The 22,960-nt window shown below is 46.2% G+C and carries 20 protein-coding genes; 4 read left to right on the top strand and 16 right to left on the bottom strand.

Annotated elements, in window-relative coordinates:
• Positions 1-25: 25 nt before the first annotated feature.
• The 3 genes from NSQ09_RS10365 to NSQ09_RS10355 form a co-directional block, all read right to left on the bottom strand.
• Entirely contained in the window at positions 26-907 is an 882-nt protein-coding gene (locus tag NSQ09_RS10365; RefSeq protein ID WP_041332789.1) for a PhzF family phenazine biosynthesis isomerase, read from the bottom strand.
• Between the two features lie 114 nt (positions 908-1,021).
• Positions 1,022-2,053, bottom strand: coding sequence for a FecCD family ABC transporter permease (locus NSQ09_RS10360; protein WP_003233568.1), 1,032 nt, complete (start codon positions 2,051-2,053; stop codon positions 1,022-1,024).
• Entirely contained in the window at positions 2,050-3,051 is a 1,002-nt protein-coding gene (locus NSQ09_RS10355; protein ID WP_003233570.1) for a FecCD family ABC transporter permease, read from the bottom strand. The genes NSQ09_RS10360 and NSQ09_RS10355 overlap by 4 nt, the downstream gene beginning before the upstream one ends.
• Positions 3,052-3,181: 130 nt before the next feature.
• On the opposite strand from NSQ09_RS10355, the gene NSQ09_RS10350 reads away from it, so the two are divergent.
• Positions 3,182-4,159, top strand: a complete 978-nt coding sequence (locus tag NSQ09_RS10350; RefSeq protein WP_042975711.1) for an ABC transporter substrate-binding protein — start codon at positions 3,182-3,184, stop codon at positions 4,157-4,159.
• An 18-nt stretch (positions 4,160-4,177) separates the two neighbouring features.
• On the opposite strand, the gene mprF is transcribed toward NSQ09_RS10350, so the two are convergent.
• The gene (gene mprF, locus NSQ09_RS10345) at positions 4,178-6,748 is read right to left on the bottom strand and encodes a bifunctional lysylphosphatidylglycerol flippase/synthetase MprF (RefSeq protein WP_095843589.1); all 2,571 of its coding nucleotides are present in this window, start codon (positions 6,746-6,748) and stop codon (positions 4,178-4,180) included.
• Between the two features lie 171 nt (positions 6,749-6,919).
• On the opposite strand from mprF, the gene NSQ09_RS10340 reads away from it, so the two are divergent.
• A complete protein-coding gene (locus NSQ09_RS10340; protein ID WP_003233577.1) occupies positions 6,920-7,402 on the top strand; it encodes a MarR family transcriptional regulator in 483 nt (160 codons plus the stop codon).
• A gap of 111 nt (positions 7,403-7,513) precedes the next feature.
• The gene (locus NSQ09_RS10335; protein ID WP_341031290.1) at positions 7,514-9,070 is read left to right on the top strand and encodes an MFS transporter; all 1,557 of its coding nucleotides are present in this window, start codon (positions 7,514-7,516) and stop codon (positions 9,068-9,070) included.
• Here NSQ09_RS10335 and bstA read toward each other — a convergent pair.
• The 3 genes from bstA to estB form a co-directional block, all read right to left on the bottom strand.
• Positions 9,067-9,603 (bottom strand): bacillithiol transferase BstA, encoded by a 537-nt coding sequence (gene bstA, locus NSQ09_RS10330; protein ID WP_017696459.1) that lies wholly within the window; start codon positions 9,601-9,603, stop codon positions 9,067-9,069. The two genes, NSQ09_RS10335 and bstA, sit on opposite strands and share 4 nt — an antisense overlap.
• A gap of 111 nt (positions 9,604-9,714) precedes the next feature.
• Complete coding sequence (locus NSQ09_RS10325; RefSeq protein ID WP_017696460.1) at positions 9,715-10,803, bottom strand: acyltransferase family protein; 1,089 nt, start codon at positions 10,801-10,803, stop codon at positions 9,715-9,717.
• A 218-nt stretch (positions 10,804-11,021) separates the two neighbouring features.
• The gene (gene estB / locus NSQ09_RS10320) at positions 11,022-11,654 is read right to left on the bottom strand and encodes an esterase EstB (RefSeq protein WP_041332795.1); all 633 of its coding nucleotides are present in this window, start codon (positions 11,652-11,654) and stop codon (positions 11,022-11,024) included.
• Positions 11,655-11,926: 272 nt separating this feature from the next.
• On the opposite strand from estB, the gene padR reads away from it, so the two are divergent.
• Positions 11,927-12,475, top strand: coding sequence for a transcriptional regulator PadR (gene padR / locus NSQ09_RS10315; RefSeq protein ID WP_341031285.1), 549 nt, complete (start codon positions 11,927-11,929; stop codon positions 12,473-12,475).
• A 72-nt stretch (positions 12,476-12,547) separates the two neighbouring features.
• Here the strand turns inward: padR and lnrN are convergent, their stop codons facing one another.
• From lnrN to NSQ09_RS10270, 9 genes are all read right to left on the bottom strand, one after another.
• Positions 12,548-13,705, bottom strand: coding sequence for a linearmycin resistance permease LnrN (lnrN, locus tag NSQ09_RS10310; RefSeq protein ID WP_003243650.1), 1,158 nt, complete (start codon positions 13,703-13,705; stop codon positions 12,548-12,550).
• Between the two features lie 13 nt (positions 13,706-13,718).
• Complete coding sequence (gene lnrM, locus NSQ09_RS10305) at positions 13,719-14,909, bottom strand: linearmycin resistance permease LnrM (RefSeq protein ID WP_341031282.1); 1,191 nt, start codon at positions 14,907-14,909, stop codon at positions 13,719-13,721.
• Between the two features lie 12 nt (positions 14,910-14,921).
• Entirely contained in the window at positions 14,922-15,857 is a 936-nt protein-coding gene (gene lnrL, locus NSQ09_RS10300) for a linearmycin resistance ATP-binding protein LnrL (RefSeq protein ID WP_341031279.1), read from the bottom strand.
• Between the two features lie 142 nt (positions 15,858-15,999).
• The gene (gene lnrK / locus NSQ09_RS10295; protein ID WP_144453876.1) at positions 16,000-16,662 is read right to left on the bottom strand and encodes a two-component system response regulator LnrK; all 663 of its coding nucleotides are present in this window, start codon (positions 16,660-16,662) and stop codon (positions 16,000-16,002) included.
• A complete protein-coding gene (locus tag NSQ09_RS10290) occupies positions 16,659-17,861 on the bottom strand; it encodes a sensor histidine kinase (RefSeq protein WP_341031276.1) in 1,203 nt (400 codons plus the stop codon). Before NSQ09_RS10290 ends, lnrK begins: the two co-directional genes overlap by 4 nt.
• Positions 17,862-17,979: 118 nt before the next feature.
• The gene (catE, locus tag NSQ09_RS10285; RefSeq protein ID WP_128473732.1) at positions 17,980-18,837 is read right to left on the bottom strand and encodes a catechol 2,3-dioxygenase; all 858 of its coding nucleotides are present in this window, start codon (positions 18,835-18,837) and stop codon (positions 17,980-17,982) included.
• A 17-nt stretch (positions 18,838-18,854) separates the two neighbouring features.
• The gene (catD, locus tag NSQ09_RS10280) at positions 18,855-19,259 is read right to left on the bottom strand and encodes a DoxX family oxidoreductase CatD (protein ID WP_015252533.1); all 405 of its coding nucleotides are present in this window, start codon (positions 19,257-19,259) and stop codon (positions 18,855-18,857) included.
• 153 nt (positions 19,260-19,412) lie between these two features.
• Positions 19,413-21,227: an ABC transporter ATP-binding protein gene (locus tag NSQ09_RS10275; protein ID WP_144453882.1), complete on the bottom strand. Its 1,815-nt coding sequence runs from the start codon at positions 21,225-21,227 to the stop codon at positions 19,413-19,415.
• Positions 21,221-22,942 (bottom strand): ABC transporter ATP-binding protein, encoded by a 1,722-nt coding sequence (locus NSQ09_RS10270; protein WP_095010722.1) that lies wholly within the window; start codon positions 22,940-22,942, stop codon positions 21,221-21,223. The genes NSQ09_RS10275 and NSQ09_RS10270 overlap by 7 nt, the downstream gene beginning before the upstream one ends.
• Between the last annotated feature and the right edge of the window lie 18 nt (positions 22,943-22,960).

The following is a 22,960-nucleotide window of genomic DNA, read 5'->3' as shown; positions in this document are numbered from 1 at the left end:
ATCTTTTTGTAAACCACCATCCGTATTAGATTTTAAGAATACGGGTTTCTGAGTAAACGGCTGTTCCTGTCATGTTCACTTTCACATGGCCGCCGGCTTCGTTCATTTCGATCTCCACTTTTCCGTCTTTTCCAATTTCCTGCCCTTGTTCAATGATAAATTTATGCTGCTTGGCATTGCCATATTGTTTCATATAGGCCCCCATCACGCCGGAAGCTGTGCCGGTCACGGGGTCTTCAATCGTTCCCGAATACGGGGATGAAAAGTGGCGTCCGTGCAGGTCGCTGTCGGGATGAACGGTTTCAAAGGTAAACGGATGGACTGAAGCTTTTGGCAGATCAATTAACACTTCCGGAAATTGTTTGTTATCTGGCACCATTTTTTTGGAAGCCTCCAATGATTTAAGCGGAACGATGGCTGTCCATATGCCAGTGCTGCCAAACACAATCGGAAGGTCTTCATGAAAATCCTCTTCGGTGATACCCAGTGCGTTCGCAAGTTTTCCCCGATCGCCTGTAAATGGTTTGAATTGCGGAGCGGCCTGTTCAAGCGTGATATGAATACGGCCATCTTTTTCAGAAATCTTCACAGGCAGGATACCCGCTTTCGTTTGGATGCTGTACGTTTTACCGCTCTCCAGCATTCCTTTCTCACATAATGCGTAAAGAGAAGCAACTGTCGCATGACCGCACAAATTCATTTCGTGTCCAGGGGTAAAGTAACGGAGTTCAAGATCGGCCGACTCGCTTTTTCGGATAAAGGAGGTTTCTGAATACCCGGCACGCTCAGCTATGATCTGCATCTCGTCTTCCGTATAATCGTCTCCCTGCAAAACGACGCCTGCAGGGTTTCCTTTGCCGGGGCTGCTTGTAAATGCTTCATATTTTAATACCTCTGCTTCTTTCATTCATCTGCCGCCCTTTCTTTATCAATGTCTCTGTCAGTATAGCAAAAATAATTACGAATCTTCAGTCATTATCAAAAAAACCCATTTTCTTTTTTAAGAAAATGGGTGTAACGATTAAGAATTTCTTGTTTTATAGAGCAAATAAATAAAATAAGGTGCGCCGATAGCCGCTGTAAAGACGCCGGCCGGCACTTCCACCGGAGCAAATAAGGTTCTGCCGACGATATCAGCTGTTAAAACGAGCAGAGCTCCAATAAGTGCCGACGCTGGGAGCAGCGCGCCATAAGATGAGCCGACAAGCCGTCTTGCAATATGGGGCGCCATCAGCCCGACAAAACCGATTGTGCCGGCAACTGAAACTGCACAACCAGTAAGAGCCGTACTCAAAAGTAGCAAGAAAAAACGATTTCGCTGCACAGCGCTTCCTGCACCCGCCGCAATATCTTCACCCAGCACCTGTATATTCATATTTTTTAGCGCGACAAAACAAATGAATAAGAGAATGACAGATAAGATAATAGCTATTTTTACATGCTGCCAGTTTGACCCATAAACTGACCCAGTGATATACACATTGGCTTGTGATGCTCGGTAAATCGGGCCTTTGATCATCAACAGGGTAGTCATCGCCTGCGCCGACATTGAAAATCCGATTCCGATAAGCACCAGCCGAAATGTGGAGGCGCCATTTTTGTATGCCAGTAAATAGACGATGAGCCCGACAGCCGATGCGCCGATAAATGCGGCTGCTGGAAGCCATGACAGACTGATCGTAAGTGAACTGCTGCGGTCTGAGAAGAACATCATTAAAAGCACGACCGCTACCGCCGCTCCTCCTGTTATTCCGATAATATCCGGAGATGCGAGAGGGTTTCTGACGAGCCCCTGCAATATCGCGCCTGCCGCTGCCAAGCAGACACCGGCGCATAAAGCTGTCAAAATTCTTGGCATGCGGAACGACATGATCATCAGTTCATCCAGCTTGGAACCTGCACCAAAGAATGTTTTTGCTACATCCCAGGGAGGAATAAACCTTTGTCCGAGACCTGCGCTTATGATGAGTACAGCAGCTGTTAACCCCAGTAAAATTAAAAAGACGATCCATGCTTTCTTTTCAGCCGCAGTAACGCCAAAACGAAGTTTCATAGCTTCGCCCCCCTTCTTGCGATGTACACAAACACAGGCATTCCGATGATGGCGGTCATGACCCCGACAGGAACTTCCTGAGGCATAATGATATATCGCGCACCGATATCCGCGCAAACAAGCAAAATGGCACCCAAAACAGCGGAAAATGGCAGAACCCAGCGATAATCATTACCAACGACAAAGCGGGCAAAATGCGGAATAATGATGCCGATAAAAGAAATCGGCCCGGCAATGGCGACAGCGGACCCTGCAAGCATGACAACACAAAGCGCCATCACAAATTTTAACAGGCCTGTTTTTTGGCCGAGTCCTTTTGCCACATCTTCTCCCATGACGAGGAGATTAATTTTTTGGCCGAGAAAGAAGCAGATCACAAGCGCTGCCGCTGCATATGGAAACATCGTCATCAGCAGATCCAGACTCCGGCCCTGCACAGAGCCGGTCAGCCAAAAAAGCACCTGGGCAAGCTCGAGTTCATTAACAGAAAGCAAGCCCTGTGTCAGAGAAGAAAACATAGCCGCCATGGCAGCTCCCGCCAGCGTCAGTTTGATTGGCGTCAGCCCTTCCCTCCCAAGCGAGCCTGCTGCATAGACGATCGCGGCGGTAAATGCTGCCCCCAGAAACGAGCTCCATACTAATGCCTGAGGTGACTGAATATGCAGAAAAAACGATCCGGCAACAATAAAAAAACCTGCACCGGCGTTAATCCCGAAAATGCCCGGTGACGCAAGCGGATTTTTTGTGAGCGCCTGCATAAGAGCGCCCGCGGCTGCAAGCGAGGCGCCGACAACTGTGGCAACCAAAGCGCGCGGAAGCCTGACATCCTTGATGATGACATGCTCATTTGTTCCGTTGAAGGAAGTAAACGCCTGATAGACCTGTCTCCATGACGTACCTGTATAGCCGTACACGACGCTTGCGCAGACAGCCGCCAGTAAAATGAAAATCAGACATACTAACACAATCCATTTTGAAGATGCCTTTTTGCAGATCATGATCTAATTCTCCTAGTTATTTACTATGTAATGTTTGTTTTTGAGAATAATCCTCAATTAGGGATTGACACTCTTAACACTGCTTATTATGATCTAAATGATAATGAATTTCAATATTGGGAGGAAAAAGATGAAAAAGCATATCAGCATGCTATTCGTATTTTTAATGGCCGTTATAGTACTTTCTGCCTGTAATAGTTCAGAAAGTTCAAGCAACAGCGAGGGGTCAAGCAGCAAAACAAGAACGGTCAAACATGCAATGGGGACATCAGACAACATTCCCGCCAATCCAAAACGGATTGTTGTTTTAACTAATGAAGGAACAGAGGCGCTCTTAGCGCTTGGCATTAAGCCGGTCGGAGCCGTAAAGTCATGGAAGGGCGACCCGTGGTATGACTATCTGAAAGATGACATGAAAGGTGTTAAAAACGTCGGTCTTGAAACGGAACCGAATGTGGAAGCCATCGCAGAATTAAAGCCTGATTTGATTATTGGAAACAAAGTGCGCCAGGAAAAAATTTATGATCAGTTAAATGCGATTGCGCCGACTGTTTTCGCTGAATCTTTGGCCGGGAACTGGAAGGATAACCTGACTCTATACGCCAACGCGGTGAATAAGGCGGATAAAGGCAAGGAAGTCATTGCCGATTTTGATAAACGCGTTTCTGATTTAAAAAACAAGCTGGGCGACCAGACAAACAAAACCGTTTCTGTCGTACGCTTTTTATCCGGTGAATCAAGAATCTATTATACCGATTCATTTCCTGGGATTATTTTAGACCAGCTTGGCTTCAAACGCCCTGAAAAACAAGTGGAACTGTTCAAGAAACAAAAGGACCAATTTACGTTCTCAACCGACAGTAAAGAATCTATTCCTGATATGGATGCCGATGTGCTGTTTTATTTCACATATAAAGCCGATAATGCAAAAGAAAATGAAAAATGGGCCAATCAGTGGACAAGCAGTTCACTATGGAAAAACCTGAAGGCCGTGAAGTCAGGTAACGCGCATGAAGTCGATGACGTCGTGTGGACAACCGCAGGCGGAATTAAAGCCGCAAACTACCTGCTTGATGATATTGAAACCTATTTTTTAAAAACGAAATAAAAAAAAGACTCCGTCTTATTAGACGGAGTCTTTTTTGCTTTTGCCAATCAGACGTGTAACGAGGAACATGGTGACAGAAAGAGATCTGTTTTTCCGATACGCCAAGTATTTCCCTCGCCACTCCGGTTTGTATTTTTCTTTAAAGGCTCTTAGGCCGCTGAAACTGTACATGTATCTGACATTATTAAAAATGACAGCGGCAAACCTTTCGGACCAGAAGGATGTAAAGGCAGTGCCGACATTGGCCAAGGGTGCCATCCCCATATTAAATGACGTGCAGCCCTCTTCCTTTGCCCATAAAAACATACGGATAAACAATGCGTCCATAATGCCATTTGGAGCGTCGCCGCGATAGCGCATCAGATCAACCGATATCTCTCCTTCCTGGTACATCGGCATGACATTTGCGAATGCAACGATATCTCCCTCTGCATTTTTCATATAGGCGATCGGCGCTTTCTGTAAATAAGAAGGATCAAAAAATCCGAGCGAGAATCCCTTCTCTTTTTTCGAGCCGAGCCATTCGTCTGAGATTTGCTTCAGCTCCTCCAAAAACGCATCAGAAAATGGGGGATGATCCACATGGAAAGTATACTCCTCCCGCTCAAAGCGGTTATTGATTGCCCGAAGGCCGGCCTTTTTCTTCCCAGTCAAGGTAAATGTATTTAAATCTACATATGCTTCCTCGCCCAATTTAAAGAAGTTGTAGCCAAAATCGTGATACAGCGCCATGTCCTCTCGTTCAATTTGATAGAACAAAACACTGAATCCCTTCTGATGCGCTTCGTTCAGAAATTCTTCCAGCACGAGCGGGAATGATTCTCTTTGGCCAGACGGATCGCCGAGCACGACCAGCCTTCTGGCGATTTTCCCAAACAGAAGCAGTGCATTCCCATCACTGGAAAAATAAAACCGCTTATCTCCAAGAAAACCGAGATGGCTCAGCGCGTTGCCGCCTTTTTCATTGAGAAACGCAGTAAGACGCTCAGGGTCAGCTTTCTCTCCGATCGGTTTCGTTCTCTTATGATAGACCACTGTAAATATCAAGAAGAACAGCGGCACAATGATGATCGCCATGATGGTTGCATGTGTAATATGCGAGGTGCTGTGGACGAAATATTCGTGACGCAGCACCTTCTTCATCCGGTCCCAAATAAAGCCCGCGATCAGATTGTAGTTAAAGAGCGCCACAGTAAACAGCGCCACAGCGAATATCAATTGTCCCAGTGTATAGGATGCCTGTTCGCGGACAAATTGTTTTTTCAATAGCACAAGCAATACGATAATCATCGGCAGTACAAATATCGCGCTGATGTTAAGCCCTTTTAAAAAGCTGAACACAAAGCCGCCGACAAGCGCTGTAATGGCCATCGTATAGGAACGTTTTGTCCGTTTATAAAGCTCGATCGGCAAAATCAGCAGAATGAGCGCTGAGCTTAAGGACAGGCCGTTGAACAGCAAAAGCGCCGGGCGCGGAATGTGCGGTATAACCGTCAGCCTGTCAATCGGCAAGGAAACTGAGGCCAGGACAATCAGACCTGCTACGAACACAATAAGGGAAAGCGAGCCTTGCAAAATTCTCACTAATACCGCACGCTGAACAACAAGCAGAACGTTTGTCGTCTCAATTGCCGGTGCGATGCGCGGGTTCGTTTCAAGCCGCTTCATTGTATTTTCCGTCAGGTCGCCTGCGGCAAAGAACAGTCCCAAGATAAATGGGATAAATGAGTAGGCGAGCCTGTACAACACAATAGAAGTAACGATGGCCTCCTGATGATAGCCAAGCTGCTCCATCCCCAGCAAAAATAAAAGGTCAAACGAGCCGAAGCCGCCCGGCACGAGGCTGATCATTCCTCCGATCGCCGCAATGACGAACACCCCGAACACATACCTGATATCTGCATGAATGCCCATAGCGAACAAAGCAAAATAGATGACGATCCCGGCCATGAGCCATTCAACAACTGAAGCTCCAATATATGCGAAAATCGGATTTTTCACTTTATCCGCATTCTCTTCGTCCCCAGCTTTGCGGTCTTTTATTTTGGACACCGCCAAAGACAGCGGCAATATCAGCGCAAAACCGATAACGACCGCCCATAGCCAAGGCTTTTCATGAATCACTTCATCCACTGGCAGCACTCTCGCAGCGACGAAAATGCTGAAAACAGATAATCCGAGCAGCATAGATGATGTGAGCCAGGCGATTCCTTTCACGAGTGCCTTATGGTCTTTCGTATGCTCCTTATAGAACATCATTCTTAACCCGACGCCGGCTAAACCGCCGAAGCCCAGCACATTATTAAATGAATTGGCGATCCAGGAAACCCTGAATACTTTTCCGTTTGTGATCGATAGGCGCAGTGAGTATTTCAGGACGTAATCATACAGCGACATGGCCGCAACAGCCAGCAAGCCGATCAACACAAGCATGAATAAGTCCGTTCGTTCCAGTCCGTTGATGACCATGAGCGTACGTTTGAAAGACAGATTTGTCAGTTCTTTTTTCGATTGATAAATAACAAATAGCAAAACAGCAATAGGAAAAACGATTTTTAATATTGATAAAGCATTCTTTTTAATCAGCAATGGTCTCTCCAATCATATTCTAGTTCGATCCTCTCCCCCAATAATCTCCAACTCATTATACACTACCGTTATTTTTCGGACAAAGTCCCGCATGCGGTTTCTGCTCACTTTCTTTCTGGAGTGAAAATCGAGTAATATGGTAAGAGGAGTGAATGATGAGGAAGTGATGAAATGGAATATAATTTACACGATACAACAGTATTAAACGAAAACATTCTTTCATCGGAGGAACGGGAAATATGGGTGCTCTATATGAAAGTCTTAACGTCCGCCGGGCTCGGTGATGTGTCCGAGTGGATGAAGCTGGATATGAGCATGCCGCAAATGAAGGTGCTGATGCTATTAAACAACCATGGAACATTGAAAGTGAGCGACATTGCTGAAAAAATGGGGGCTTCCCTGTCCAATACAACTGGGCTGCTTGACCGGCTTGAAAAATCAGGATTTGTCAAACGCTCACATTCTGAAGAGGACCGCCGCTCTGTAGTTGTTCAGTTGACAGAGAATGCGAAAAAGATTTTCCGGGGTTTGTATGAAAAAGGCCACCTGAAATTGAAGCGTTCATTAGAGCTGCTGTCCCCTGAAGAAAAGCAGGCTGTTTCCGAAGGGCTGTCTATCCTTTCAAGAGCATTAGAAAAAGCGAAAAAAGAATAAATCTGTAAGTCTGTCATCCGCAAACTGCGGGAGCAGGCTTTTTTTATTTGACATTTAGTTCATTTAAAATGAATAATATACTTCTAGTGAATAAAAAAGGGGTTGATGAATATGCCTGAAGCATTAACAGAGCAGAAAGGCCAAAAGTGGGCGATCAGCCTGTTTACGATTGGTGTATTTATGGCTGCGCTAGATAACGGAATTATTTCAGCTGCCTTAACAACGATAAACGAGTCGTTTTCCGTTTCTCCTTCCTGGGGATCATGGGGCATTACCCTTTATACGCTTGGTCTTAGCGTCAGTGTGCCAATCGTCGGAAAGCTTTCCGACCGCTACGGCAGAAAAAAACTCTTTCTCATTGAGGTTTGCCTGTTCGGACTTGGTTCTTTGCTTGTTGCTTTGAGCCAAAGCTTCCCGCTCTTTCTGATATCGCGGCTGATTCAGGCGCTTGGAGGCGGCGGGATTTTCATCATCGGCAGCTCTCACATTCTCGCGACTCTCCCAAAGGAAAAACAGGGGCAGGCGCTTGGGCTGCTTGGCGCAATGAACGGGATGGCCGCTGTGCTCGGGCCAAATATCGGAAGCTTTCTGCTTGATTGGACCGGGTCTTGGCATTGGCTATTTTTGATTAATTTGCCGATTGCCGTGCTATTGGTTGTTTTCGGCGCATATTTTATCGCGGAAACAAAAGCACCTGAAGCTAAGCGCCTCGACGCAGCCGGAATCTTCCTTCTATCCCTGTCGATTTTAGCCGTGATGTACGGCATGACGAACCTTGACGGGGCAAATCTCTTACACAGCTTGGGGAATCCGGAGGTTTATGGATGTATTATTTTTGGCATACTTTGTTTTGCAGCGCTTATCTCGTATGAAAAGAGAGTTGAAATGCGAGGAGGCGATCCCATTTTGGCGTATTCTCTGCTGCGAAACCATATGTTTCAGCGCACGCTTATCATCGGTTTGTTATCCGGGGGGCTCTTGGCGGCAGTCATTTTTATCCCGTCATATGTCGAGCAGTATTTGGGTGTCCCTGCCGCAAAAGCAGGCTATTGGATGACGCCGCTTGCGTTGGCTTCCGGAATTGGCGCTTGGCTTGGCGGAGCGCTTACCGACAAAAAAGGTCCTGTAAAAACCGTTATTCTGTCGGGAATCATCTCATGTGCGGGGTTTGCTTTATTTCCGCTCTGGGTGACGGAAAAATGGGAGTTTGTGATCGCAAGTGTGGCGGCTGGGATCGGTTTTGGCTTTCTGTTAGGCGCTCCGCTGAACGTCCTTGTATCAGAGACGGCTAAATCGAATAAGGGCACGGCGCTCGGTACACTTTCATTGGTAAGGCAAATCGGACTGACATTGGCGCCTACTCTTTATGCAGGTTTTATCACAGCCGGGTTTGACCAAATAGATGATGAAATCAGCAGCCGCTTATCGGACAGCGGATATTCAGAAAAGGCGATGCAGATGATTCCGGAGATCGACAGTTCTGATGTTTCTTCTTTACAAGAACAAATCGAACGCATTCCCGTTCCTGAAGTCAAAATCGCGATAAGCGACGCCATTCATGCGAGTGTCTCCAGCGGCTATGATCATTTATATGCAGCGGCTGCTGTGATCTCACTTCTGGTGATTGCTGCTATCAGTATTCCGGCTTTCCGCCGGCAAAAGCGTTAAGACCACCCCATCCGTCTAGAAAGCTCCGTAATATGAGCGATATGGTGATGTGAGTGCCAGACATACAGGCCGAGCGCGTTCTCCAGGGTAATGATCTCCTTTGTATCAGGGTGATAAAATCCGCGCTTAAATTGCTGATCCGTCAGGGTGCGGAGCAGAGACGTCCATCTTCCGTGAAGCTCCTGCAAAAGCGAAAGTGAGCCGCTCGGATCTGCCGTTTTCGAGTCTTTTAGCTCCGACCATGCTTTTTCATCATACGGACGGATAGCCGGTGTCTCTTCCGTCAAGCTCAATTTAAAACGAATATAGCTGTTCATATGACTGTCAGCCAGATGATGAACAACTTGCCGAACGGTCCATCCACCGTCCCGGTACGGTGTGTCAAGCTGGCTGTCCGTCATGCCCTCTACAGCTTGCTTCAATTTTGCCGGCACTTCTTCAAGTACTTGAATCCATTTATCTTTTTGCTCCTTCGATATGGATTCCCTCGGCTTGTATTCTCCTATTGGGTAGCTTAGATTGACTGATGTCATGAATGTTCTCCCTTCTATTCACTCTTCTCCTTTATTTTACAAGAAAAAGATTGTGTATACTGTATGATTTAATACACAACAATCGGCAGGAGCCCCCCTGCCGATTGTTTTTCACCCTGCGTGATCACGCACTTCGACTGTTACCTTCTTCTGTTTTGGCTGATAAATTTTCCCCACAAATAAATACCCGTATTTGAACTTATTCAGCGCCCATGAGGTCATAATCGGGCCGGCTGTGCACACGGCAAACAGCAGGAGAACAGCCGGTACGGCGGGAATTTCGGGCATATTCAAAAGCAACACGTAGCCTATCATCATAAAATAGGCATGGAGCAGATAAATCGAAAAGGAATAGTTGCTGATAAACATCATGATTTTCGGCACATGCTTCATTTTAGAAAACAAGTGAAAGCACAGGAAAATCATGCTTGTCGAATACAGCATGATATCAGGCCGCTTCGAGCTGATCATGCCGATTTCGCCGACATAAGAAACAGTGACAACCAGCGCACCAGAAGCAATTGCGCAACCGTATACGACCCAGCGGTATTGGTTCAGCAGCGCTAAGAAACGCTTGTATTCTTTTCCGCAATAGTAGGCTAGACAAAAGTAGAAAAGCCAGCCTGCGAACGGAACCCAGAAAAACGGAAATGACCCGCCCTCTTTAGAAGCAGGAGCCGGGCTGACTGCGGAGAAATAGCTTAAATAAGCGACTGTCACCACAAATGAGATAGACAGCACCCATTTCGGAGATGCTTTTTTCAAATACTCATGAAACATCATATGCAGCATGTAAAACTGAAAGATGACGAGAATGAAGTACCCGATAAAGTTTCCTAGGAATACATTCGCCAGATACTTTTGCACAAACGCGAGAAAGGTTATCTCTCCCCCCATCGCACTGGTCATCAGCAGGGCATCAATGGCCGCGATAAATAAAAAAGGAACAAAAATCACTTTTCCCCGCTTCTTTAAAAAACCGTCCGGCACCCCATCAGGATAAGAACGGGCCAGTAAAAATTCAGAGATGAAAATAAAAGCGGGCGTGCTGAACATCAGGAGAGTACGGAAAGAATCAACAGTGTGAGAAATATCTGCAAGAGCTTCTGCCTGAAGCATCAGGACCATTGAAATGATATGGAGCAGGACGACACTTAAGCACGAAATGCAGCGGATCATAAAAATTTCTTTAATTTGCATAACAGCGCTCCTTTTATTTCAATTTGATAGAAATCGATGGTTGTACCTTAACATGTCTGTTCTATTTGAAAAAGTGCCTGATGTCATAAATTGACGTATGCATGATAGACTAAGGTCATAAACCCTTCTGGCTTTTTGGTGTATCTTTCTCAGGCGAGATTGCTAGAAAAATGCAAAAAACCTGCCGTAACGAAGACTGCAGGTTTTTTATGAAGATATTAATTTGTATTGAGGCCTCCGCCATTCAGCCCTTCTTTGATATAGCCGTTCACTTGGCTATTAGAGAGCAAGCCAATATGACCGATGCCATAAAGCTGGATGTTTCGCGCTCCTTGTAACCGAGACAAGCTATTGATTACAATTTGATCATTGAGACTGTAAATAGATGTATAGAGGATCTTTTGATTAGGATCTGTACCCGGCAGCGCCGTTGATGACACTAAACCATTAGCCCCTCCAAGCGTTACGACATTTTGAATCTTATTGCCCCCGCCTAAATATTTAATATAGTACAGCGTATTGGCGCCTCCCATACTATGAGCCACAATATCTACTTTTTTTGCCCCCGTCTCTTTTAAAACACGGTCAACATATGAAGCAAGCTGCGGGCCGTTATTTAGGTTGTTTCCTGTTTTATCATAAAAATCAATTGCGTACAGTTTGTTGCTTTGCCAGCCTTGAGAGATTAAGTAGTTTTTAATAGCGAAAAAGTTGTATGATGCACCACTTATTCCATGAACAAGAACGACAGGATTATGTACTGATTCAGCTTTTGCGCCAGACGGCGGAGCGGCTAAAACAGATAGAATCAGCGATAAACAAATAATGAATGCCATAGGTACTTTTTTCACGTTTATTCCCCCAAAAAATTTTCATACCACCAATTTCCTATTATATATAAAAAATCAATATCGTTACTATTTTTTCTGAAAATTAAATTTAAATCTCTTTTATATTGACGGAGATAAATCGGATACCTTCTGACAAACCTTTTATCTTCATTTCCAAAGAGCCCGGTTGTGTTCCCTTCCTCCCTTTTCTATAATAAGGGGAATAGGCAGTTAGAATCACAGTTGAGCACCGGCTCATCTGTTTTGCGAAACAGCCAGACACGGAGGATAGCATGAGAGTATTAAAATACGCCATATTAGGGCTTTTGCGAAAAGGCGAATTGAGTGGATACGATATTACGAGTTATTTTAAAGAGGAGCTCGGCCAGTTTTGGAGCGCCAAGCACAGCCAGATTTACCCTGAGCTCAAAAAGCTGACGGATGAAGGATTTATCACGTTCCGGACAACGATTCAGGGCACAAAGCTGGAGAAAAAGATGTACACCCTGACAGACAGCGGAAAGCAGGAGCTGCATGACTGGCTGATCCGCCACCAGCCGATACCCGAGACGGTGAAGGATGAATTTATGCTGAAGGCTTATTTCATTTCTTGTCTATCGCGCCAGGAGGCTTCTGATTTGTTCAAAGACCAGCTGCAAAAACGCCAGGCCAAGCTTTCTGACTTACAGGGAAGCTATGAAAAGCTTATAGCTTCAGCAGAGCCGATGTCATTTTCTTCACCGGACTTCGGCCACTATCTTGTGCTGACGAAAGCGCTGGAGCGGGAGAAAAATTACGTTTCTTGGCTGGAATCAATTTTAGCTATGATAGATAAGGATTAACCGCAGTTCAGGCTGCACCCATACGAATGTACCCACATGCAAAAAAACATCTGCCTAAACGGCAGATGTTTTTTAGGCTCGGAGCGCTTTCAGCCCCGCTGCGAAAGTGATCGCCGCAAATGCAAGCAAGATGCCGCAGATCCCAAGAATATCTGTGACGCGGGCACCGTTAGCGATAATCTCTGTCAACCCGCTCATCGCCCACTTTTGCGGAAGAAATTCAGCGATGGATTGCATAAATTTCGGTTCAATGTCGATCGGCCAATACATCCCGCTCACCATACATGTTGCGATGACAAACAAGTTGCCGAACGCAAGCTGCTGTTCTGGCGTTCTGACGTTGGCCGCAATCATCAATCCAATGCCGACAACGGTCAATAGAAAAAGTGACACTAATACAATAACTGCAGCCGGATTCCCCCAGTTGATGCCGAACAGCCAATGGGTGGAAAGAAGCAATATGCCAAATTGAATCCAGCCAATGACAAAGAAGGACAGCACATACCCAGCACCGATTTCGGCTCGGCTGACAGAGGCTGTAAGCAATCTGGACCATACGCCGTTTTTCCTTGCTTCTAAAATAGTTCCAGCCGCTCCCATCATGGTCAGCATGACAAACAGGATGGAAAACCCTGCTGCTCTGGAGGCTGTGTCACTTGCTTCCGCACCCTCTTTTTTATCACTGAGCGTCTGTCGTGTTACAGCCGGAACTATATCTTCATGTTTTTTGGCGAAAACCGTTTTATACGCCGCCTTCCAGTTCTCTCCCGCTGTCTGAGATGCCGTTTTTGCCGCGGTCACCTGAATATTGAGCGTTGCCAATGCGCTTTCTGCATATTGTTTGACCATCGGCGCTTCCGACAGCTCAGGGCCGTGACGGAAAATCAGCTCAGGATGTTTGCCTTTTTCCAGCTGTGTCTGGAACGAGCGGGAAATGACGATGATCCCGGCAATTTTCTTTTGTTTCAGCTTTTCTGACGCTTTGCTTTCAGACATGTTTTCGAATACATACATATCATCGTGTGCCTTCAGCTGCCGAATATAATGCTGTGAGAGAATCGTATCGTCCTGATCAACGATTGCAAGCCGCACCTTATCATCATTGCCGCTGAGCATACTCCCAAATACAAAGGTAAGCAAAAGCGGGGCAGCAAACATGATCAAATAGTTCTGTGGCTTCTTAAAAATGAGAGAAAGCTCAATGCCACAAATGGCTAGAATTTTTTTCACCTTTTGTACCTCCTTATCTTGTATGAAGCCGTCTGATACCAATTACAAGTGAACAAAAGCCGATCGCCGCAAAAAGAAGCACAGGCTTTTGAAGGTCAGCCCAGCCTCCCCCTTCCATTAAAGAAAGAAAGCCGTCAAGCGCCCAGCGATTTGGCACCGCTTTGGATACAGACTGCAAGACGTCCGGAAATTGGTACAGCGGCAGCATGGACCCGCCGAGAACCGCAAGCAATTGAATGCCGAAGCCGCCTATCGCATCTGCAGTTTTCATATCGCTGATGCACGACGCAAGCAGCATTGAAATACCAGATACAGCTGCGGCGTAAGAAAGCCCGAGTACACTCACGAACAGCAGATTACCGCCCCAGTCCACACCAAATACGTTGATTGTGACGATCAGAAATATGAAAAATTGTATGATGGCAAACAGATACGTCCCAAGCCATTTTCCGAAGAGAATGACGGATTTTTGCGCAGGCGTCATCAGCATTCTGGCAAGCGTCTCCGTATCCTTTTCCTGTAAAAATGATTTCGCCCCGACTGTGATATGAAACAGCATAAACATGCAAAGCATTGCCGCCGAATAGTATTGAAAACTGGTAACGGCTTTGCTGCCGACAGATTTTTCCGCAATAGTAAGCTTGTCACCTGTTTCTTTTTCTAGCGTCTTTGCCAGCTTTTCTGCAAACTGTGCAGGGTCAAGTTTTCCTTGCTTTACAGCTTCCGTTTTACTGATGTAGTCCATTGAGCCTGACGCGGCTTCCTTTACCGCTTTATATTGCTCTATAAATGAGCTTGCAGCTGTTTCAATGATGGAACTTTTCAATGTTTGATCAGGAGCGGCATTAACAACAGCTGAGGTTTTGCCGGCTTCCCAATGGTTCGGGATAACGATGCCTACATCGATTTTCTTTTCATCAATCAGTTTTTTCATCTTGTCTTTGCTGCCGACTTTTATGACCTTTATCGACTTCATTTTTTTGAGAACATCTTTTGTAAACATGTTTGCTGTATCTGACTGGTCTGATTGAATGTAGCCGACTTTGATATCATCAATCCGGCTGCCTCCGTCAACAACTGATCCGAGCGCTGCGCCTAAAATACAGGTTAGGATGAGCGGCATTAGGATAAGCATCATAAACCCTTTTCTGTCCGTGATTCTGATTTTCACATCTTTCCATGCGATCCATATGCTTTTTTTCATTGCCGTCCCTCCTCAATCCCGCAACGTGCGGCCGGTCAGATTCAGAAACAGGCGCTCCAGATTCGGTTCCTGCACCTGAAGGGACAGCAGGTTTATATGATGAGCAGCAGCTTCAGCAAGCAGACTGGTGACGACTTTCTCATGATGAGCCGCAGAAATGTCGATTTTGAGCTCTGACTCCTGGACTGTTACATCATTCACATGGGCCAGAGATCGGATCGCCAAAAGAAAGGCTTCATTGATCCCGCTGACCGTGAGCTGAATGATGGTATCGCCTCCAAGGCGGCTGCACAAATCAGTTTTTGTGCCAATCGCAATCATTTCCCCCTGATCAATTATCCCGATCCGGTCGCATAAAAACTCAACTTCTTCCATGTAATGACTCGTATAGATCACTGTCATGCCCGTTTCGTTGAGCTGTTTGACCGTTTCTAAAATGTGATTTCTCGATTGAGGGTCAATACCGACAGTCGGTTCATCCATAATCAGCAGCTCGGGCTTATGCATTAAAGCCGCACCGATGTTGATTCTTCGTTTCATCCCCCCGGAGAATGTTTCAATCTTATCTTTAGCCCGCTCAGTCAGACCGACATATTCAAGGACCTCAGCCGCTCTTTTTTTGGCCTCACCGTGCGTAAGTCCGTACATTTTCCCCCAAAACATTAGATTCTCATGAGCCGTCAGCGTCGGATATAATGCAATTTCCTGCGGAACAATGCCGATTTTTTGTTTCGCTTTGGCCGTTTCTTTTCCGATAACATAGCCGCCCACCGTGATGTTCCCGCTGTCATGCGGCACAAGGCCGGAAATCATCGAGATGGTTGTGGACTTCCCCGCACCGTTTGGCCCGAGCAGACCGAACGACTCCCCCTTTTGGAGGGAAAAAGAAATACCTTTCACGATTGTTTTTTTCCCATATGCCTTTTTGATACTTTCTGCTTGCAGCACGTCGTCTCACTCCTTTTTTGATCCATTGCCATTGTAGAAGAAAGAAAGGCGTGCGGCATGTAGCGGCAGATAGAACATAGGGCATGAAAAAAAGGCCTGTAAAAGGCCTTTTCAGAGAAGCGTATATGCAAAACGTCATATGTCAAAAGACAGATACACCATATCTGACCGAGTAAATGGCGGCTTGGGTTCTGTCCCTGACAGCCAGCTTGCTGATAATATTTGAAACGTGGTTTTTGACTGTGCCTTCTGTAATGTAAAGCTTTTCGGCAATTTCTTTGTTATTCAGCCCGTACCCCAGCTCAGCCAGAACTTCGATTTCGCGCTCGGTCAGGTCGAGCAGCTCCTTAGGTTTTTCTATCTCATTTATTCCTTTCAGCTGTTTTTCACGCTTCCATCCATTCAGCATTTGGGCAGTCAATTCCGGCGGAAGCACCATTCCGCCAGAATGAACAGTCATCACCGCTTTTACAATCGTATCTGCCGACATATCCTTCAGCAGGTACCCGCTTGCTCCTTCTTCAAGCGCTTCAGCAATCAGCGCTGAATCCTTAAAGGTTGTCAGCATCAAAACCTTTACGCCGGGCAGTGAACTTGTGATTAATTTTGTTCCCTCCACCCCGTTGGAAACCGGCATGCGGATGTCCATTAACACGATATCCGGCTCCAGCTCTTTCGCCTTTTCGAAGGCTTCCTGTCCGTTTCGCGCCGTTGCGATCACATCGAGCTCTTCTCGGAGCTGGAGCAGGGATGCCAGCCCTTCTCTGACGATATCCTGATCGTCGGTAATGATGATCTTAATCATGATAAACTCTCCTTTTGCTGCACGGGCCTGAAGCTCCATTTTTTATTGGCAAGTGAAAATTCTGCATTCACAGTAAATCCTTGATCCTGTTCGCTTTCAAAGCGGATCGTTCCGCCATGCTCCGCTGCCCGCTTTTTCATATTCAAGAGACCAAAACCAAGTGCTGCCTCGGGATTGCCTTTGCCGTCATCCTTAATGACAAGGCTGATGCTGTCCGTTGTGCAGGCAAGCTGTATCGAACAAGCTGCGGCGCCGCCGTGCCGTTTGGCATTGGTCAGTGCTTCCTGCACCGTTCTGATCAGTGTCGGATGGAGAGACAGCGGGATGATTGCAGGATCACCGCTGACCGCAAATTCTGTTGTGACTCCTGCATTTTTGCAAAAGTCCTCTGTCAGCTGTTTCAGCGATTCGATTAGCGAAGGATCGTTTTCAGTTTGCAGAGTGCGTACTGATAAGCGGACATCATCAAGCGCTTCACGGGCAAGTGTTTCACAGACACCTACTGTCTCATCCGCTTTTTTGCTGTCTCTTTTTTGCCATTCACGCAAAAGCTGCAGCTGGACGAGAAGGGCCGTCATTTTATGCCCCACTGTATCATAGATTTCCCGCGCCATTCTGTTCCGCTCGTAAATGGCAGTCAGCTCTTCAACCTGCTTCGCATATAAATGGAGCTCCTGATGTGCAGCAGACAGCGCCAGATGGGACTCCGTCAGTTCCTGAAACTGCTGTTTTGCCGTATCCTGCGCATCCAACAGCTTGCGGATTAATTTGCCGACGACACCACAGAAGACAACGAATGTCATGCTGATGCAATGATCCATCACATATTCATCACCAAGCATATGATATGTGCGTAATAGAACAATCAGCCACATCATAAAACAAAAACACAGGACAGACCATACAGTTTTTCGGTCAAATCCCTTCAGAAAAAAGGTAACTGCAACCGGGCTGAGCAATGTAATATATAAACCTGTACCCGGAAACATGAAACCGAACGAAAAGCCAACTGCAATATCAATTAGACAAAAAATAATCGCATATTTCTGTACCCTTAATAAGAGATGATTTGCTAAGAATACACTTGCACCGCCAGCGATGAACAAATACTCAAACCAGCTGTCATCCTCTACAAGAAGAAAATAAACCGAACAGCTTACCATTAAGGTGAAAATCCTAGTAAAAAAAAGAGCCTTCACGCTCATCACTCCCAATACCCAATTCCCTTCTTATCATACCTGCCTCAGGGCATTTTTCACAGGAGTTTCCAGAAAATAAAAAATCCCCCTGCCGTTTTTTTCGGCAAGGGGATTGCAGTTAAATCACAAATGTAATATAGGCGCCGGAAACAGGGTCTTTCACACGAAAGCTGTTTTCCGTCTCTTCAATCGAATACCCGGCATGTTTGACTCGGTTTGCCACCAAATCCAGCTCCTCTTGGTGAGGCAGGACAACAGTATAATAATCTAGTCCGCTGGCATTTGTCGGTTTAGGCGGCGCATTTCTTCCCGCCCAAATGTTTAAGCCGATATGATGGTGGTACCCCCCGGCTGAAACGAAGAGGGCGGACATGCCCGCATAGTTTCCGACAATGTCAAAGCCCAGTACATCTGTATAAAACGCCTTTGCTTCTTTCAAATCACTGACATGCAGATGAATGTGTCCGATGATTGTATCGTTCGGAAGCGATGTTTTCCGCTCATCTCCTGCCTCTTCCAGAAGGCCCTCAATGTCAACAGCGGTTGTCGTCATGACATAGTTTCCTTCCCAATCACGCTGCCACGTGCTGCGGGGGCGGTCAGCGTACATTTCAATGCCGTTTCCGTCAGGATCAGACAGGTAGAGCGCTTCGCTGACAGCATGGTCTCCATGTCCGATAGCAATGCCGTGTTCAATCAAGCGGGCAAGCGCAATCCCAAGTTCTTTCCTGTCCGGAAGAAGAATCGCAAAGTGATAAAGGCCTGTCACAGACCGTTCAGGCAAGACGACAGCGCTCGGATTTTCTTCAAGAATAAGCAGTACGCGTTTCCCGTCAGCCGTTAATTCCGCTTGGCGATCCGTCTTTTTTAAGACTTGAAAACCGATGACGTTACAGTAGAACTGAAGCGAACGCTCCAGACTGCGAATTGTGAGTTTGGCATAGCCAATGTGTGTATCCTCATGAATGCTGGTCATGCTGCATGCCTCTTTTCTTATGCTGAAACGTTTTCGTTCTTTTTTCCTTTAAACACAAATGGGTCCAGCGCCAGGAATCGGCTTCCAGTAAGCGCCAGGTGAATGGATGTCAAAAGCAGAAGGTAATCAAATTCTGCATTGCCCATGAATGGCGCTTTCAGCTTAACAGTGATGATGGCGCCGATCAGTGTAAGAGCGAACAGTACACCGACAATACGTGTAGCCAATCCGAAGAAGACAAGCACTCCGCCAATGAGTTCAATCGCTGCGATGACATACGCCATAAAGCTTGGAAGGCCTATGCTGCCGAAAAATTGGATGGTGCCCTCCATTCCCTGAAACTTTGATAAACCGTGAACAAAAAAGATAATACCTGTAATAACTCTTAAAAGTAATGTGCCAATTTCAAATGATTTATTCATTTTATCCTCCTTGATAAATGTTATCACTTACTTAATGTAAGCTAGTATATATACATAACTTGTTTACGTCAAGTAATTTTGTTACATTTTACGAAAATGAAATAAAAGTACTATAAAACTGTAACAAAAAAGACCTCTGTGCAGGACAAAGGTCTATTTCTCAAATTGGCTTTCATATAAGTCACTGTAAAATCCTTTTTGCCGAATCAGCTCGTCATGGCTGCCTTTTTCAATCATTTCACCGTCTTTTAGCACCACAATCTGGTCCGCTCTTTGAATGGTGTTCAGCCTGTGGGCAATGATGACGCTTGTTCTTCCTTCCATTAAACGGGCGAGCGCTTCTTGAATGTTGACTTCTGTTACGGTATCAATGTTGCTTGTCGCTTCATCCAAAATGAGAAGAACCGGATCGGCAAGCACCGCCCTCGCTATAGAAATCAACTGCTTCTGTCCTTGACTGATGCCCGAATCGTTTTGCGTCAGCACGGTGTCATACCCTTTTGGCAGCCTTTTAATAAAACTATGGGCATTCGCTGTTTTTGCAGCGGCTTCGACTTCCTGATCAGAAGCATCAAGCCTGCCGTAGCGAATGTTTTCTCTGATCGTTCCCTGAAATAAGAAAGAATCCTGAAGAACAAACCCCATGTTTTTTCTCAGGCTTGCTCTAGTAAGGGTTTTAATATCTGTACCGTCGATTAAAATTTTTCCTTCGTCAGGCTCGTAAAAACGGGCGAGAAGGTTAGTGACGGTTGTCTTCCCCGCCCCCGTCGGTCCGACAAACGCGATGGACTGCCCCGCAGGCACGGTAAACTGTAAATGCTTCAGGGTATGCTGCCCTTTATCGTAACCGAAGGACACATCCCGGAATTCAATGCTGCCTGTTTGGATGGGCTGATGCACGGCGTTCTTTTCATCCTCGCGCTCTTCTTTTTCATCAAGCACGTCAAACACCCGTTCAGCGCCGGCGATTGCGGACAGCATCGTATTAAACTGGTTGGCCAGATCGTTTAAAGGGCGTGTAAATTGTCTTGAATACTCGGCAAAGACGACGATGGAGCCGATCGAGATCCAGCCTTTCAGCGCAAACAAACCGCCGATTGCCGCTATCATTGTAAAGCTTAAGTTATTCAAAGAGTTCATGACCTTCGGGATAAACCCCGAAATCGTCTGCGCCCAAAAGCCCGACGTCTTGAGTGCAGCGTTTTTTTCGAGAAATTCAGCAGTAATCTGCTTCTCACGCGAGTATGCTTTGATGACCTTTGCGCCTGAAACAGATTCCTCAATATACCCATTCAGATCACCAAGATTTTTCTGCTGTTCTTTAAACAGCTTTCCCGTTCGGTTGGTGATCCATTTCAAGCTTGCTGCCATCACCGGAATAATGGTCAGTGTAATCAATGTAAGGAGCGGGCTCATGTACAGCATCACCGCAATCGTCCCGACAAAGGTGATCACGCTTGACAAAATTTGAATGACTGACGTGTTTAAGGTAGAACTGACATTTTCGATGTCATTCGTCACCCGGCTCATCAGCTCGCCGTGCCGCTGTTTATCAAAAAATGGAATCGGCAGCTCATGCAGATGGGTGAACAATTCGCTTCTCATTCTGAAAACCGTGCCCTGCGAGATCGTAATCATCCAATAGTTTTGAAACCAAAGCGACAGGGACTGAATGATATAGATAGCGAGTAGAAGAAGCAAAACGGGAATCAAGCCGCTGACCGTTTTCCCGACGATAAAATGGTCAATGGCCTTTCCGATCACAAAGGGACCAAGGAGTCCGAATATGGCGCTGATGACAACCATTAGCATGACAAGTATGAGCAGTCCTTTTCTTTCAGCCAAGTAAGACCAGATTCGTCTCAGTGTGCCCTTTGTATCCTTTGCTTTCGCCCGCTTTTTCGCGCCTTCTTTTTTGTCAATTGGCAGTTTGGGATATTGGAAAGGCTTGCGGATGTCTTTTAGCATGACTCGCTCCCCTCCCTTCCGAATTGTGACTCGTAAATGCGCTTGTATAACTGAGATGCAGAAAGCAGCTCACTATGAGTGCCTTTTTCAATCAGTTCGCCGTCCTCAAGCAGCAAAATCTGATCAGCTTTCATCGCCGTGGTTATTTTTTGTGTAATGATCAAAGTTGTGCAATGGTATGTGCTGATTGCTTCAAGCAGCTTCGCCTCCGTTTGCAGATCAAGCGCGCTTGTGCTGTCATCTAATAGAAGGATAGCCGGTTTTCGAATCAGTGCCCGCGCAATGGAAATCCGCTGCTTTTGGCCGCCGGACAGGTTGACGCCTCTTTGCCCCAAAACAGTGTCATATCCATTTGGGAGCTTCAAAATCGTTTCATGAATTTGCGCATGTTTGGCCGCATCCATTATTTCATCTAGTGAAGCATTTTCTTTGCCCCAAGCGATGTTTTCTTTGATTGTGCCGGAAAACAAGAGGACTTCCTGCGGTACATATCCAATTTGCCTGCGCAGCCCTTCAGCCGGAATATCTTGAACCGGCTTTTCATCTATGTAAATGCGGCCTGAATCCGGCTGATAAAGCCGCGGAATGAGCTGAAAAAGCGTGGACTTGCCCGAGCCCGTCGCACCGAGAATCGCGATCGTTTCTCTTGGCTTTGCGGAAAATGAGACATTCCTGAGCGCTTCTCTGTCCATTTCAGGATAGCGAAAGGATACATGCTGAAACTCAATCTGTCCTGACAAACGATCAAATATGATGCCTTCCTCCCGCTCGTCGCCTTCTGTTTCAAGCACCTCACCGATTCTATCCCCTGAAGCCTTCGCCCTGGTGAAAATCATAATCAAAAACGGAAACATCGAAAGCGCGCCTGTAATTCGTGTTGCGTAGTTAATTATCGCAACAACATCGCCAACCTGAGTGCTTCCGCTCGTAATACTGTAGGACCCCGCCCACAAAATCAAAAGGATGCAGAGATTCATCAAAAGCATCAGTACAGGCATCGTGAATTCCACAAGCTGAAAGGCCGAAACCGTTTTTTCCATCAGCCTTGTGTTGGCTTTGATAAATCGTTTGACTTCGTGGCTGCCGCGAAGCAGCGCTTTGATCAGCTTGATTGCGATTAAATTTTCCTGCATGATGGTGTTCACTTGATCCAGCCTTTTCTGCACTGAGCGGAACAGTGCCCCGCCTTTCCTTAATACCCATAGCAAAAACAAGATCAGGATCGGAATGGTCACAAGCAGAAAAAAGCCGAGTTTCACATTAACGGCAAGCGACAGTACAATGCCGCCTGCAATCATTAAGGGAGCCCGCAGCATAAACCGCAAACTCATAAAAATCATATTTTGAACCTGTGTGACGTCGTTTGTCAGCCTTGTAATATAAGAAGAGGACGAAAACTGTCCAAATGTGGAATAGGAGAAGGACTGGATTTTTTGAAAAAGCCCTTTTCTCGTATCATAGGAAAAGCTTTGGCTGACATGGGCGGCATAAAAGGAATTCAGCATCCCCGCCGCAAAGGATAACACGGTCAGCCCGATCATGACCGCGCCCCATATCCAAACATGCCGCAGATCTTGCTTCAATATCCCATCGTCGATGATTTTTGCAATCAATAAAGGCTGCAGCAGTTCAACTGCAAGCTCCGTCAACATAAGAATCAGCGCAATTCCCGCCAGCAATGAATATGGTTTTAAAAACGACAAAGCCTTTTGCATGTAAAAGCCTCCAAACCC

The organism is Bacillus sp. FSL W8-1202 (genome assembly GCF_038006165.1).
GTDB classification, from domain to species: domain Bacteria; phylum Bacillota; class Bacilli; order Bacillales; family Bacillaceae; genus Bacillus; species Bacillus subtilis.
Note: the sequence above shows the minus strand (reverse complement) of the source record. Positions and strands in the feature narration are given on the sequence as shown.

What these genes read in the sequence shown, in the direction of transcription:
- NSQ09_RS10355 (WP_003233570.1), bottom strand. Translation starts at nt 3,051, where the DNA reads ATGATCTGCAAAAAGGCATCTTCAAAATGGATTGTGTTAGTATGTCTG.
- NSQ09_RS10350 (WP_042975711.1), top strand. Translation starts at nt 3,182, where the DNA reads ATGAAAAAGCATATCAGCATGCTATTCGTATTTTTAATGGCCGTTATA.
- padR (WP_341031285.1), top strand. Translation starts at nt 11,927, where the DNA reads ATGAGAGTATTAAAATACGCCATATTAGGGCTTTTGCGAAAAGGCGAA.
- catD (WP_015252533.1), bottom strand. Translation starts at nt 19,259, where the DNA reads ATGAATAAATCATTTGAAATTGGCACATTACTTTTAAGAGTTATTACA.
- lnrK (WP_144453876.1), bottom strand. Translation starts at nt 16,662, where the DNA reads ATGATTAAGATCATCATTACCGACGATCAGGATATCGTCAGAGAAGGG.
- NSQ09_RS10360 (WP_003233568.1), bottom strand. Translation starts at nt 2,053, where the DNA reads ATGAAACTTCGTTTTGGCGTTACTGCGGCTGAAAAGAAAGCATGGATC.
- lnrM (WP_341031282.1), bottom strand. Translation starts at nt 14,909, where the DNA reads ATGAAAAAAAGCATATGGATCGCATGGAAAGATGTGAAAATCAGAATC.
- NSQ09_RS10365 (WP_041332789.1), bottom strand. Translation starts at nt 907, where the DNA reads ATGAAAGAAGCAGAGGTATTAAAATATGAAGCATTTACAAGCAGCCCC.
- NSQ09_RS10340 (WP_003233577.1), top strand. Translation starts at nt 6,920, where the DNA reads ATGGAATATAATTTACACGATACAACAGTATTAAACGAAAACATTCTT.
- NSQ09_RS10275 (WP_144453882.1), bottom strand. Translation starts at nt 21,227, where the DNA reads ATGCTAAAAGACATCCGCAAGCCTTTCCAATATCCCAAACTGCCAATT.
- NSQ09_RS10335 (WP_341031290.1), top strand. Translation starts at nt 7,514, where the DNA reads ATGCCTGAAGCATTAACAGAGCAGAAAGGCCAAAAGTGGGCGATCAGC.
- NSQ09_RS10270 (WP_095010722.1), bottom strand. Translation starts at nt 22,942, where the DNA reads ATGCAAAAGGCTTTGTCGTTTTTAAAACCATATTCATTGCTGGCGGGA.
- catE (WP_128473732.1), bottom strand. Translation starts at nt 18,837, where the DNA reads ATGACCAGCATTCATGAGGATACACACATTGGCTATGCCAAACTCACA.
- bstA (WP_017696459.1), bottom strand. Translation starts at nt 9,603, where the DNA reads ATGACATCAGTCAATCTAAGCTACCCAATAGGAGAATACAAGCCGAGG.
- NSQ09_RS10325 (WP_017696460.1), bottom strand. Translation starts at nt 10,803, where the DNA reads ATGCAAATTAAAGAAATTTTTATGATCCGCTGCATTTCGTGCTTAAGT.